8 protein-coding genes and 2 pseudogenes are annotated in these 14,311 nt (G+C 36.7%); 2 read left to right on the top strand and 8 right to left on the bottom strand.

Annotated elements, in window-relative coordinates:
• The first annotated feature begins 31 nt into the window (after positions 1-31).
• Both EAE92_RS03175 and EAE92_RS03170 read left to right on the top strand, forming a co-directional pair.
• The gene (locus EAE92_RS03175; protein WP_214067015.1) at positions 32-904 is read left to right on the top strand and encodes a phosphorothioated DNA-binding restriction endonuclease; all 873 of its coding nucleotides are present in this window, start codon (positions 32-34) and stop codon (positions 902-904) included.
• 453 nt (positions 905-1,357) lie between these two features.
• Entirely contained in the window at positions 1,358-1,897 is a 540-nt protein-coding gene (locus EAE92_RS03170; protein ID WP_214067014.1) for a GTPase, read from the top strand.
• 211 nt (positions 1,898-2,108) lie between these two features.
• On the opposite strand, the pseudogene EAE92_RS24405 reads toward EAE92_RS03170, so the two are convergent.
• From EAE92_RS24405 to EAE92_RS03135, 8 genes and pseudogenes are all read right to left on the bottom strand, one after another.
• Positions 2,109-2,242, bottom strand: a pseudogene (locus EAE92_RS24405) (integrase); the annotation flags it as partial.
• Positions 2,243-2,517: 275 nt separating this feature from the next.
• The gene (locus tag EAE92_RS03165) at positions 2,518-4,629 is read right to left on the bottom strand and encodes a DEAD/DEAH box helicase (protein ID WP_214067013.1); all 2,112 of its coding nucleotides are present in this window, start codon (positions 4,627-4,629) and stop codon (positions 2,518-2,520) included.
• Positions 4,620-5,477, bottom strand: coding sequence for a HamA C-terminal domain-containing protein (locus tag EAE92_RS03160; protein WP_214067012.1), 858 nt, complete (start codon positions 5,475-5,477; stop codon positions 4,620-4,622). The genes EAE92_RS03165 and EAE92_RS03160 overlap by 10 nt, the downstream gene beginning before the upstream one ends.
• Before the next feature lie 385 nt (positions 5,478-5,862).
• A pseudogene (locus EAE92_RS03155) lies at positions 5,863-6,125 on the bottom strand (helix-turn-helix domain-containing protein).
• Between the two features lie 730 nt (positions 6,126-6,855).
• Entirely contained in the window at positions 6,856-9,972 is a 3,117-nt protein-coding gene (locus tag EAE92_RS03150; protein ID WP_214067011.1) for a type I restriction endonuclease subunit R, read from the bottom strand.
• Between the two features lie 25 nt (positions 9,973-9,997).
• A complete protein-coding gene (locus tag EAE92_RS03145) occupies positions 9,998-11,152 on the bottom strand; it encodes an AAA family ATPase (RefSeq protein ID WP_214067010.1) in 1,155 nt (384 codons plus the stop codon).
• Between the two features lies 1 nt (position 11,153).
• Positions 11,154-12,383, bottom strand: a complete 1,230-nt coding sequence (locus tag EAE92_RS03140; protein WP_214067009.1) for a restriction endonuclease subunit S — start codon at positions 12,381-12,383, stop codon at positions 11,154-11,156.
• The gene (locus tag EAE92_RS03135) at positions 12,380-13,936 is read right to left on the bottom strand and encodes a type I restriction-modification system subunit M (protein WP_214067008.1); all 1,557 of its coding nucleotides are present in this window, start codon (positions 13,934-13,936) and stop codon (positions 12,380-12,382) included. Before EAE92_RS03135 ends, EAE92_RS03140 begins: the two co-directional genes overlap by 4 nt.
• Between the last annotated feature and the right edge of the window lie 375 nt (positions 13,937-14,311).

Raw genomic sequence — 14,311 nt, 5'->3', positions numbered from 1 at the left:
CGCAATTCATTCACCAATTTAGCTAATAGTCATGACTTCACCCGCAGCACTGCAAACAGCAATATCAAAACTCACCGTCTGGCGTAAAGGCGATCAACGCGCACCACATAAGCCATTACTACTGTTGTATGTGTTGTCTGAGTACAAAAAAGGGCATGGGCAACTGTTTAATTACGGTGATGAAATCCATCAACCACTATTACAATTACTCACTGATTTTGGTCCCAATCGCAAAAAACACTATCCTTCAATGCCTTTCTGGCGTTTACGAGGAGATGGCTTCTGGGAACTGGAAAATGCAGAACATTGCACACCACGTCCGAGAAGCAAAGAGCCACCAAAACAAGAACTTATTGAGCATCAGGTTGCCGGAGGTTTTGATTCAGCCAATTTTCAGTTATTGCGCTGTCAGCCTGCACTAGTTGATGAACTGGCACAACAGATCCTTAATGAGCATTTCCCTGAAAGCGTTCAGGTAAGCCTGGCTGAGCGATTAGGTTTTGATATTAACAAGGGGCTAAATAGCCGTGATCCACGTTTTCGTGGTATGGTTTTACGCGCTTATCACTACCGCTGCGCCGTTTGTGGCTATGATTTACGTCTGGATGGCTCACTGGTCGGTCTGGAAGCCGCCCACATCAAATGGAAACAGTTCGGTGGCCCTTGCCTTGTGGAGAATGGTTTGGCACTTTGCACACTTCATCATTCCGCTTTTGATAGAGGTGCAATTGGCATAGACGAGAATCTGAAAATTAAGATCTCTGATGGAGTCAATCGTAGCCCGGTTGTTGAGCAATTGTTCTGGGCTAGGGATGGCGAAAGTCTTTATCTGCCGCGTAATCGTCAGTATTATCCAGCGGATAAATTTATTGAATGGCACCAGACTCAGGTGTTTAAGGCATAAATGAAGTCGATTTGTGTTTTAGATATAAACCATGTAGACATTTTGATATTTAGATGGTTATATCATGCGCTATTCTCCAAATCCCTCACATTATTTCTCCAGCCCTTTTCCACCCCATTTGAATAGCTCCATACCACTGCAACATCAATCCAAACCGTATTAAATCCCTGCTCATATAGAAATGATACTTATCATGTGGCGGAAATAGAGGGTCGTAGTTTTACAAAGGTAGCTAATGTATTTGAATATCTGATTTATACTTGCTTCGCTTATCGATTTGGTGATGTCCTAATGACTTTATTCGCCTCTAGATAAGAAATCTGCTCCAAAAATTGAGGCCACCGAGATTTCCTTTCGGCAGAAATAGCTGATAAAATCTCCACCCTTTCGAATTACTAGCTCTGGTCATTCTCATGTAGCTGACAAGAGGGTGTATTTATAAATGGAGCCGCAATGAAACTCTCAGATCTTGGTAGCAGAATATGTATCATAGGACCATCAAATAGCGGGAAATCCACACTGGCTAATGCAATTTCGGAAAAACTCAATCTGAAAGCTACGCATTTGGACCAACTTTTTTATTTGGCTGATTCAGATTGGCAACCTCGTCCTTATGATGAATTTATTACATTACATGATAAAGTAATAAATGAAGACAAATGGGTTATAGATGGAAACTATAAAAAAGCGCTTCCTCAGCGTCTTTCCCGGGCTACCGGATTAATTTTATTAGATGTCCCTACCTTGCTAAGCTTGTCTCGATATATGAATAGGACTTTACTCCAAAGTTACCGATATGGTGGTCTTTCCGGAGCTAAAGAACGCATAAAATGGGAGATGATAGATCACATTATTTTCGCCGTACCCAAAAACAAAAAACGTCATACTGAAATATACGAAAGTTTGTCAATTCCCAAGATAAAACTCATGTCAGTGAAAGAAATTAATCAGCAATATAAAGAATGGGAGCTTTCTCATTATTTAAATCGATGAGAAAGGGAAACAGCAGTAATTTGTATAAAAATAATCATTGAACTACATCTTGCATTTGATTCTTTCTTATTGAGAGTAGTTCATTACCCACTCTTTATTAGCGTTTCGGTTATCCTTGGATAAACTCATATATGTGTCCACCATATAAAAGAGGTTGTCAAATCGAAAAAAGGAAAAATATCTGGCTTGCTGTGTTATCCAGATATTACTCATGATTCATGGTTGTGGCACCACGGATAGAGTTCTTGTCAATGGGGTAAGTTGGCTTTCAATCCAAGCTGTATTGTAACCCTGCTTATGGATAATGGTGTTCATGATATGGCGAAAGCTGTAGCCTGTTAGTTTGCTACACAATATAGATTTCAGCCTCGACCTTACTCGACTTTTGGAGAATAAGGATAGTCTAATTCGTTGTATTTACTATATTTATTGGTTTTGGTCTACAGGATTCGATAATATTGTTTATTACATTATTTTTAAATGATTTTATTTTGTTCAATTATCTTGTATGTCCCCTGTAATGCCCCCAGATGAATTTCTTTGATTTCTCTATCTTCAAGAGAATAGTGTAAGGGTAACTACGATTGCCATTTATCATATAAAAGATGTTTGAATTGTAATCAAATACTGCCTTTTACTCTTCTTAGGAAATCTGTTTCTATCCGTGTAAAACCACCAAAATTATTTAAATTTGAAAAATAATCTATCACTGTATCCAAATCACCTTCAATATTTCCAATTTTAAATTTTTTAGAGATTTCTAAGGGAAGCCCATATTCTTCCATTGCGACTAAAGCTGGATCATAAAAATAGTTCTCTACCTTAATAGAATATGCTGAGAAATCACAAAAAACCGTCCTATTCATATTATATTGAACATCATTCACAATATTCCCAATTGCTCTAATAAGTCTTGGGAAATGAAAATTAGCCCATAACCTTCTAAAATTAAGAATATCAGAAATTGTATCATCTATATTCTTTGAGGATTTATATGACAACGCCAAATTTACATCATCATTTATACTTTTTTTATTTCTTAATTGATATATTTTATAAGCAAGCTGAGATGCAGAGACAACAGAACGATTACCCAAAGATGAGCCATTAAAATAATTCCAAATTATTTCACATATAAAACTTAGTTGTTCGTATGTTGGATAACCTCTCCACAATAATGAGTCAGCCCAGTGGGAATAGTTTTCAATAAATAGCCGTGCAAAGCTAATTTGCAGGTATGGATCTATTCCCTTATTTTTTCTAATAACATCTAAAGATAAATATTCTTGCTGCGTTATATTTTTAATCCTTTCTTTGGATAATGGAGATAAATCTTCTTCATCTATATTAATTAATAATGATTCTGGTGTATCATCTCCTTGAGTATACGCAGGAATATCAACAAAAGAATATTTTTCAATTGGTGGTGGAGAAAGAAGATATACATGTCCAATAAAATGCTCTAACATTCTCCCACTTCGGCCTGAAATATTATTAAACGTAAAGAATTCTATTTTCTTCTTATCAATTTTATTATCATAATAAATGATATTTTTTGTCGTGGTATTTACACCTTCAATCAAAGTAGATGTGCAAATGAGAAACTTTAACAATTTTAGATTAAACAAATGAACTATATATTGAGATATACTTCGTGGTATTCTTGCATGATGTACACCTACACCACATCTAATAGCATTAGTTAACACCCAATCAGAATGGTACTCTTTAGATAACCACTCTGAAAGAGCAATTAATTTATTATGCTCCTCTGAATCTATATGACTGGATATTTGCTTTGCAACAGAGTTTGCACTAGCAGGAGAACTACAGAAAATAATAGTTTGTCCATCTATTGATGAACATAAATCTAGAAGCACAGAACTCTTTTCTTCTAAAGTCAGATCATGATATTCAGTGACAACTGTATTATAATTATATTGAACAAATTCGTAAGATACTTTTCCAGGGAAATCCCCTGTAATATCCTGAATATTAGGTCCTAACATATAAAAATGTTTACACATTTTATATAGTTTGTAAAAAACCTCATTCAGTAAAGCACATCTATTTTTATCCTCTGCCCAAAGGCTTAATTTATAAAACTCATCTATAATAAAAAAATCAACTTTATCAATAAAGCCTTCCTCAAGTACACGCTCTTGAGTTAAAATATAAATATTATTTTCTGCACGACTTTGTAAGGAATGGGTTAAAATTTTATATTTCCCCTTAAACTTCACTAATCTTCTCCGTGTCTCATCTATTAAAGCAATAGTTGGAACAACGATTACTATATTTCCAAAATCTCCATTTTTTATTAAAGCATCAATAATAAGGCTTTTTCCAAAACTTGTCGGCGCACTAAGTACTACACTTTTCCCACTTTTAATTTTATAATAAACTTCTGCTTGTGGTGCATGGAAATATACCTGTTTTCTACCTATATCAATTTTGTGAGCTTCACGCGCTATAAAGTCTTTTAAATTTAACTCATGTTCTTTTAAATATGGAAAAAGACCAACTGCTCTAATAAGTGAGTCAATTATTTCTTTTGAAGAACCAAAATGCTCATAACAATCTAAAGCTCGAATAATTAAAGTCTGAACAAAAGATAATGAATCATCATCTGCATTGTTATACGCATTGACAAGAGACTTAGCTATCAAAAATGAATTATTCGATATTGAATTTTTATTTTTTAACACTTTCTCAAGTTCAATTAATTCCATCTTTGCAGTTCCTCATGTAATTTTTCTTGCAATGTTCGTTTAGACAATAAAGGCATTAATATTAAATTAATCTTGATTTTATCTGGCAACTCTTTTAATTTAAATTTATCCCAATTATTCTGTATTTCTTTTTGAAATGCCAATTTAAAGTCATCATTAACTTTTTCATGCGATGCTATAACATTACTATCGTAGGTAAGAAATACAGGGATACAAACGTTATCAAAAATTTCATCAAGAGATACATTTTCATTTAACAAGAGTTTTAGCCTTTCAGAATACGGCCAAGAATCATCAATTTTATTAGTAATAGCCGTGAACTCATCACGAAGATAATCATTTTCAGTATGTATTTTAAGTTCTTTTATAACATCCCTAATTGCTCGATCAATATCATTATAAAACTTAACCTCTCCTATCCATAACTCAAGAGAATCATTTGTGGCAACTACATGAACACAATCAAAACCTTTTACTGTATCATTTCTGGAGTCTTTATAATGAATTTTGCATATTGCAGGTATAGTTTTATATTCTTGCCTTAATATAATATGCAAAAATAATTCTCCAAATTCTCCCCGTTTTTCAAATTTTTCTGTTTTATAAATTGACCTTGCCGCTTTTCTGGTTAATTTAACTGAATTGTTATGCCCTAAGCTTATTAATTCATTATATTTTAAAGCGAATTCAGGTAACCACTCCATTGCATGTTCAGCAAGTTGGGTATCTCTCCATTTTCCGCTTTCATATCCAACACACATTCCTAAAATCCAAGGTTCTACATCCAAACAGCGAACCCTTGCCTTCAAAAAAGGAGATGGATATGACATCACTCCATTTGTATTCATCAAACACTCCAGTTACTAACAATCATAACCCTGTGTTTTAATATTTTTCTGTATCTAACGCAATCTAATCATAAGGATTTATATCGCACTTTATATAAAAACACACCTATCTGTCCCTACCTAATAAGATTAAACTCGGAACTTCCCATTTATTATCACTAGATTACATGCTCATATTTAAAATGAAATAAAAAATAATGCTAATAATTCAAATTATCATTATTTAATATGAAGTTATACCATGAATTATATTCTCTCACATGATATATAAATATGAAGCAAGAAAAGAAAAAGAGAAATGATAAAAAACATATAACCATGATCGTAAAATAAATAGCTAATAATTTAATTTTGATTCTTGTATTGTTTTGTTGATATTAAACTATTAGGTGTAATATTTTAAAACTGTCCGTTCAATAAGCTGACCGTACATATCAAAATACCAACTAGGCCAAATTCCAGAGGGATGAATTTCGAGATAGTTAGCAATAATCCATTCACCTTTAAGCCAAGGCCGACTGAGCGTATTGGCTAATAAGTAGATGAACTGACTCCCGCTTCACGAGAAACAGCCGCTAAGGTTGTTCCACGTTTACGTAATACAGCAATTATATCCGCTTGATGTAGTCGTGAGCCTGTAAGAGCCATGTTGTCCTTTTGCTGCCGCGTCACTTTCAGCGGTAAACCTACAAATGTGACGCTTTAAGTTCTGCGAACGGTTAGCAAAGGTAGTGCGAGCGTTAAAATGCCAACAGGCACAGTAAAACGCTGCAAGGCTAAATGTCAGGTAGCTGCAATAAGTTAATTGTTTGGGTGTAGAGAAACCATCCACTGAATATTTCAACCAGAGATAGTTAGAGGTGTAAGCTGTATGAGTGAAAGCCACCCCGCACGTATAAAGTGAAATGAGATCAAGACGTAGCTCAATTCCATTAGGTAAAAGACAAATGAAATTACGATCTGATGCTGATATACAAAGTAAGTGCATGACTTAATATTCAATGCACCCTAGTGGTAATATCAAAACATCCTTCTGGGGTAATTTTTAGTTTAATAAACCTTCATCGCCGAACTTTTTAAGATTGTTCTACTGACGATATTTGCTTCCAAAGGTGCGCAAATGTACTGCAATCTTGCTCTCCCTTTCAGGCTACGGGAGTTTTATTTCGCCACCCGGTGGGTAATCCTTGCAAGAGATGGGATTGAGACTCATCAATTTGTGAGCCGAGGAAAGGTGAGATAATGATACAGATGAAGAGGGAAAAATAGCGTATTAACCATCTAAACGTCAAGGTGTTTAGATGGTTGGTAAGTGGCTTATAATAGCGAGTAGTAGATCGACTGGACCCTGTAAATAATTCTGTATATTAGCTCACACCTATATTTGCCCACCTACTCCCTTAAACTTCTCAACAAATGCAGCAATTTTCTGGAAAACAGCCTGTTTTTTCGTTCTGTATTCCGGGTTAAGTGGACTTAACTTAGGTAGAGTGGAATTGAGTTCTGTGCCGTTTTCACTTGCATATTCTCGTTTTAATGATGCTGTAATATAGCGTTTAGCCGCGTCTTCATTTAATTTCTCCGAGCTAATTAACTCTTCTGCTTCACGTTTTTGTTCAGCTTGAGCAAATTTGAAAAATTCATCAATAATACTGGCCTTGTCGATAATTTCGTCTAAGTTAGTTTGATTAATGAAATCAACAATTAAACTTTCTTTTGCTCGATTGCCAAGGCTGGAACGAATTAAACGGCGAACTTCATCAATTAACTCTGCCTTATTTTTATTCTTTTTATTGTTTTCAAAAATCAACTCAAGAATGTAATCTAAATTAATTTCCTGCGATTTGAGCAAGTCCACTTCAAAGACGATATCATCCCAGTCAATAGTAGATTTATCTTTCTCGTTAGACGACTTTTCACGGCGTAACCAATCACGCGTATCATTATAGGTAGAGCGGTAATCTTGAATAGTACGCTCAGTTGGCATCTCAATCGCTTGCATCGTGGCGATATCTTCATCACTCAGGTAGTATTTAGCCTTAAATGCCTCAACAGCCTCCGGATTACTAATATCTACATGTTGTAGAGCCTTTAATCCTGCAAATTCATCATAGTTTTGCAGTACATTCTCCGCACGCAAATATTCACCAAATAGTTTGGCAAAATCCTTTTTATCTTGCTCTTTAACAATATCATCAGGATTAGGAAAGCGTCTTTGTAGCTCTGTCACTACCTCTAAAAATCCGCGACGTGCTTCGCCGGTGACTAAATCAGTAAAGCCTTCCATGTATTCTTTATAGCTTTTTTCCAGCACCACGTTTTTGGTGTTTTTATCACCAAACAAAGTGATAGCGTCAACTGTGGCTTGTTCTAAATCACGGAAGGTGACGATATTGCCAAAGGTCTTCGTGGCGTCATAAATACGGTTAGTGCGTGAAAAAGCTTGCATTAGGCCGTGGTAACGCAGATTTTTATCGACAAATAAAGTATTCAATGTCGGCGCATCAAATCCTGTTAAGAACATGCCAACAACAATCAGTAAATCTACTTCTTGATTTTTCACCCGTAGAGCAAGGTCTTTATAGTAGTTTTGGAAACCTTTACTATCTACACCAAAATTCATTTTGAACGCTGCATTATAATCATCAATGGCCGCGCTTAAAAATTCTTTGGCACTGCTGTCCATTGCGGTGAGCTCAAAACTTTCATCAATAAGCTCACCAATAGCATCTTGCTCTTCATTAGCGGCGAAAGAGAAGATAGTGGCGACATTAAGCGGTTTTTTATTTGCTTTATTTTCTTCAGTCTCTTTTTGTAAATGCTTGAACGCTTCATAATAAGCTTTGGCGGCATCCACGCTACTGACAGCAAACATGGCATTAAACCCCTTGCCGCTGGCTTGGAGACGATGTGTTTTTTGCCTGAAGTTATTTAAAATATACTGGGAAATTGCACGAATACGAACAGGATGTAAAAAAGCTTGCTTGTTTTCTGCCGCTGTTAACTTTTTCTCGTCTTGTTCGGTTTCAATGGACTTAAACTGTGGTCTTACATCGTTATAATCAACTTTAAACTTCAATACTTTTTCATCACGAATGGCATCGGTAATCACATACGAATGTAATTCTCGGCCAAATACACTACTGGTGGTATCTGCTCCTAAAGCATTTTGCGGGAAAATTGGCGTGCCCGTAAAACCAAATTGATAATACTTTTTAAATTTCTTCTTTAGGTTTTTTTGTGCTTCACCAAACTGGCTGCGGTGTGCTTCGTCAAAAATAAACACTACTTGCTTATTGTATATTAGTAAATCGCTTTCACTTTTTATTAAATTATTAAGTTTTTGAATGGTAGTAACAATAATTTTATTGTCATCTTTTTCAATATTCCGTTTTAGCCCTGCGGTACTCTCCGAACCATTAACACTGTCAGGCGAAAAACGTTGATATTCTTTCATGGTTTGGTAATCCAGATCTTTACGATCGACCACAAAAAACACTTTATCGATAAAATCCAACTCAGTAGCCAAACGCGCCGCTTTAAAACTAGTTAGGGTTTTGCCTGACCCCGTGGTATGCCAAATGTAGCCTCCACTTTCAGTATTACTCCAATTTTTAGCCTGATACGCACTTTTAATTTTCCACAAAATACGTTCAGTAGCCGCTATTTGATAGGGGCGCATCACTAATAAAGTATTGCTAACATCAAATACAGAATAATGAATTAACACATTTAGCAAGGTATTTTTCTGAAAAAATGTAGCTGTGAAATCTTTTAGGTCTTTAATCAGCGTATTATCAGATTTGGCCCAATTCATGGTGAAATCAAAACTGTTTTTATCACGCTTGGTAGTATTGGCAAAATAGCGCGTGTCTGTACCGTTTGAAATCACAAAAAGCTGTAAGTATTTAAACAGTGAGTTTTCTGTATTAAAGCTTTCTTTACTATAACGATGCACTTGGTTAAAGGCTTCACGGATAGCAACTCCGCGCTTTTTAAGCTCAACTTGTACCAATGGCAGGCCATTAACCAAAATGGTTACATCGTATCGATTCGCTTGCGCCCCTGTTTGCTTGAATTGCTTAATGATTTGTACTTTATTACGGGTAATATTTTTCTTATCGACTAGATAGATGTTCTCAATATGCCCATCATCAAAAACAAAGTCGTAGATATAATCGTTATGAATCTTACGAGTTTTGTCTATGCTGTTATCGCTGGGCTTATCTAAATATTGCTCAACAAAGCGTTGCCACTCACTTTCTGAAAAATTAACATTATTCAGTATCTGCAATTGCTCACGCACATTAGCCAGCATGTTTTGGGGTGTGTTTAAGCCAGTGACATATTCATAGCCTTGGTTGACTAAATCGTCGATCAATTCCCGTTCTAAATCACCTTCGCTTTGGTAGGTTTCATTTAGCTGCAATTCCTTGGTGTATTTATCCAGTACGATAAAGTTATTTGATTCAGCAATAGTTTTGTATTCGTTCATACTTCACCTATAAATTCGATTCACTCTAATTTTCTGCCTGTTGGAAGCGGTACATAGTGTTAATTTCATTAACCAGATAGCGCAAAACACGCTTGTCATCTTCCGTAAGCTCAGCGACCTCTTCACCTGCATGTTTTGAATGACTAGAGATATTAATAATCCTGGCTTCATAAGGGTTAGGTCTGCCATCATCGGTTTTTGGCAATAAATCACCCCACTTTTTATAGCCAAGAAAAGTAGAGGTTTTTTCTAATATATTTCTTAAAAAGTTGAAGTGATACTTGCTTACTTGACCGCTTTCGATGGCTTTTTCAAGTTCTGACTTCAGATAAAGATGATATGAGAATGGTGAATCATTCGGTTGGATTGCTAACTGATATGTGCCATCTTCATGCTTTGCCAGCCTGTATTTCTCAAACCATTTCTTTTTATAGCTTTTATCATCACTGTTTAGCTCATTGTGTAGCACGTTATAGAAAAGAGGGTTATGCGTCGTGATGATGAATTTAACGGTAGACTCGTTAGATTTAATAAGTTGAGCAAGATGTACTGCCAACTCAATCAAATGGTTTTCATCTAACGAACTCACAGGATCATCAATAAAAACGTATTGCAATTGATTAAACTGATCTGTTTCTCGCTCACCGGGTTCAGCAACATTCAGCACGCTGATGACTTGCTCAATCAGTGTATAAAATATGCTCCAGATAAAGTTGCTTTCTTCACCTTTTGATATTTTTACATTTTCAGTTGGTGCTTCATTGCCGCGTTCGAAAGAAAATGTGACCTCCGAACTATTTTCGCTAAAATGTGGAGTTAATTTTTCATCCGTATAGTGTTGAAAGTTAGCAATGATATTTCGGTCTTGCCCCTGATCTTTCAGCACCCAATTTGTAAATGAATTCGGCTGGATTTTGAGTTTAGGTTCGGTATTCTCAGATAAGTCGTTATCCCAGTAAAACAAGTCCTCGGTAAAGGCGTTGTAATACAAAAAATTAGTACGCGTCAATGATAGTTCTTCATTGTTGCCACTTTCATCATTATCATTTTTAGGAGCAACAAGCTGTTTAAATTCCCGCGAAAGCCGGGTTTTACCCGTACCATTAAAGGCATAGATCAGTTGTACTTTCTTATTGGCCTCTTTTAATTGCTGTGCTATTTCCGTTAGCGTTTTACTCATATCATGCCTCTACCTCTGGTTTGGGGAAACTCAATAGCAGATCGCGATAATATTCGTATTGCTTTTGACGTAGTTCAATTTCTCGCGGTAGACCTTCACTGATGGAGCTGGTTAAATCGTCGAATTTGTCTAGGATAGAGACGATGCGTTCTTGTTCGGCAAGTGATTTTTCAGAATCTCTCGGATACGGAACAGGGATCGTTGTTTTTTTGATATTATCATTATATAAACGCTTGATTACTCCACCATCGGAAATATTCCAGTTGGCAATTTGATAAAAATAAAACAAATATTTATTTAATACCTGACTTTCATCATTTTCAATCCATACGATATTACTATCCTGAAAATAGGCATCTTTTCCATCAAATATGACTGATCTTCCGATCGTACCACTTGCAGAAATTAGAACCTCTCCAGCTTTTGGGTAGCTATATTTTGCTTTATATTCATCAAATAATTCTCGTGTAATAAAAGCATTAGGCTCTTTGCCAAATGTTCCAATTTTATAAAATGGAATATCGCCTGTTTCGAGGGTTTGGTTTTTTAAAATTCGTTTGCACATGCGAACCTCACCAATTTCCCCCAAAGTCTTCCACTCCACCTCACCTTCTTCAAAACTTAACAACTGGTCGCGATAGTAGTTGTACTGTTTTTTGCGGGCGGTAAGCTCAGCGGTAAGCTTAGCGGTAAGCTCGGTAAATGCATCCAAAATGCGGACGATTTCAGTTTGGATATCGAGCTTTTTAGGAATAGGAACAACAATTTTAGCTAGATCGTCCTTTGAGACCCTACGAACCTTTGCTCCGTTAATATACTTTCTTTTCTGCGTTTGAAATGCTTCTGTTTGAAAATAATAGGCTAGATACTTAACGTCTTGGTCATGCCTGAACAACATCATATCGCCAGAAATAACAGCCTCACCACCCAGCCATGCCAGCGGTTTCACAACATCTTCATCATTTTCTGAAGTTGTCGCAAGCAAAAGATCATTCTTGTTAGCTTTCCTCAACTTATTAGCTAAATCTTCAGAAATATAAGTAAAAGTTTTGTCGGCTGATAGGCCGTATCTGGTATAGATTTGTCCATAATGAATAGCAGGGAATCCCGTTTCAATGAAATCCTTTTTTTGCATTCCATTGCCACGTATAAACTCTCCAACTTCCCCCAAAGACTTCCATTCCACCTCAACGCCATCAAGCAGTTTTTCCATAAAACTCATATTGCTCATGCCTTATTCTCCGTTCCTTCAATCTCAGCAACAATGGCATCAATATCTGCCCGCAGCTGGTCGATTTTTTTAACGGTAGTCTTTAGTTCGGCATTGAGTTTTGTAATATCAATCTCTTCACGATTGTTTTTGGCTTCTACATAACTACTCACCGACAGGTTGTAATCGTTAGCGGCGATGGCTTCAAAACTGACTGATTTTGCCAAATGTTCAATATCAGCTTTGCTATCAAACACCTGCATAATTTGTTCGATATGATTGTCGGTAAGTATGTTGTTATTGGTTTCTTTTTTAAACAGAGTGCTTGCATCAATAAACTGAGTAGTGGTGTCGGTTTTGTGTTTAGACAGCACCAGAATATTTACAGCAATGGTCGTGCCAAAAAATAGGTTAGGCGCTAATGAGATCACGGTTTCAACATAGTTGTTATCTACCAGATACTTGCGGATCTTTTGCTCAGCTCCACCACGGTAAAAAATACCCGGGAAGCAAACAATTGCCGCGCGGCCTTTGCTGGATAAGTAACTCAATGCGTGCAGTACAAAGGCAAAATCGGCTTTGGACTTCGGCGCTAATACGCCAGCGGGAGCAAAGCGGTCATCGTTGATCAGTGTTGGATCATCACTGCCAATCCATTTCACCGAATACGGTGGATTAGAGACGATGGCATCGAACGGCTTGTCATCACCGAAATGTGGTTCGGTTAAGGTGTTGCCCAACATAATATTAAACTTGTCGTAGTTAATGTTGTGTAAAAACATATTCATACGCGCAAGGTTATAGGTGGTATGGTTAATCTCCTGACCAAAGAAACCGTCTTCAATAATGTGGGCATCGAAGTGTTTTTTGGCTTGTAATAGCAGTGAGCCAGAACCTGCGGCGGGATCATAGATTTTATTCACGCTGGTTTGCCCATGCATAGCGAGCTGAGCGATTAGCTTGGAAACGTGTTGTGGTGTAAAAAATTCACCGCCTGATTTACCTGCATTAGCAGCGTAGTTAGAGATTAAAAACTCATAAGCATCACCAAATAGATCAATCTTGTTATTTTCAAACTGACCAAATTGAAGCCCTGCCACGCCTTTCAAGACTGCGGCTAAGCGGGTGTTTTTATCTTTAACTGTATTACCTAAACGGTTACTGGTGGTGTCAAAATCGGCAAAAAGACCCTTAATCTCGGCTTCAGATGGGTAGCCGTTGGCTGATCTTTCAATAGCGACGAAAATGGAATTTAAATCTTTGTTTAAATTGTCATTTTCATTAGCACTTGCGGCAATATTAGCAAACAGCTGGCTTGGGTAAATAAAATAGCCTTTGGTTTTAATAGCATCATCTTTAATATCGTCAGTGATAATATCATCTGAAAGCTCAGCATAGTTGATACTCTCATCACCGCCTTCAATGTAGTTTGCAAAGTTTTCACTTATAAAGCGATAAAACAGCGTACCTAGTACATACTGTTTGAAATCCCAGCCATCAACTGAACCTCTCACATCGTTGGCGATTTGCCAGATTTGACGCTGTAGTTCGGCGCGTTGTTGGGTACTTGTCATTGTGAAACTCCACTTTTAATGCGTTTTTGAATGGCCATCGGCCCATAATCATCCCAGTATTATAACGAGTAAAGGTGTTCTCATCATTTTGAATCGCGACAAGTTTAGTCGTTATCTCTGGGGCATTTTGGACTGCTTCCAACACTGATAGGCAATACTGTCCTATATTTTGCTCATAGCAACTTGATATGGCAGACTAATTTTGGTTTGCTTAAGGCGAGAAACTGATGCGCTGCGCTTGTCTTCTCGATTTACCGGGCTAATAAATTAACTCGGTAAATCGGAGAGCTGAAAAACACCTGCCAGAGAAAACTTTTTCGCTTACCTCACCCTATTAAAGAATTAGGAGTAAAACTGTTCACCTATTCACCTTTA

The organism is Photorhabdus hainanensis (assembly GCF_018448965.1).
In the GTDB taxonomy this organism is placed as follows: domain Bacteria; phylum Pseudomonadota; class Gammaproteobacteria; order Enterobacterales; family Enterobacteriaceae; genus Photorhabdus; species Photorhabdus akhurstii.
This window is presented reverse-complemented; position numbering and strand designations above follow the sequence as displayed.

What these genes read in the sequence shown, in the direction of transcription:
- EAE92_RS03160 (WP_214067012.1), bottom strand. Translation starts at nt 5,477, where the DNA reads ATGAATACAAATGGAGTGATGTCATATCCATCTCCTTTTTTGAAGGCA.
- EAE92_RS03140 (WP_214067009.1), bottom strand. Translation starts at nt 12,383, where the DNA reads ATGAGCAATATGAGTTTTATGGAAAAACTGCTTGATGGCGTTGAGGTG.
- EAE92_RS03175 (WP_214067015.1), top strand. Translation starts at nt 32, where the DNA reads ATGACTTCACCCGCAGCACTGCAAACAGCAATATCAAAACTCACCGTC.
- EAE92_RS03170 (WP_214067014.1), top strand. Translation starts at nt 1,358, where the DNA reads ATGAAACTCTCAGATCTTGGTAGCAGAATATGTATCATAGGACCATCA.
- EAE92_RS03165 (WP_214067013.1), bottom strand. Translation starts at nt 4,629, where the DNA reads ATGGAATTAATTGAACTTGAGAAAGTGTTAAAAAATAAAAATTCAATA.
- EAE92_RS03135 (WP_214067008.1), bottom strand. Translation starts at nt 13,936, where the DNA reads ATGACAAGTACCCAACAACGCGCCGAACTACAGCGTCAAATCTGGCAA.
- EAE92_RS03145 (WP_214067010.1), bottom strand. Translation starts at nt 11,152, where the DNA reads ATGAGTAAAACGCTAACGGAAATAGCACAGCAATTAAAAGAGGCCAAT.
- EAE92_RS03150 (WP_214067011.1), bottom strand. Translation starts at nt 9,972, where the DNA reads ATGAACGAATACAAAACTATTGCTGAATCAAATAACTTTATCGTACTG.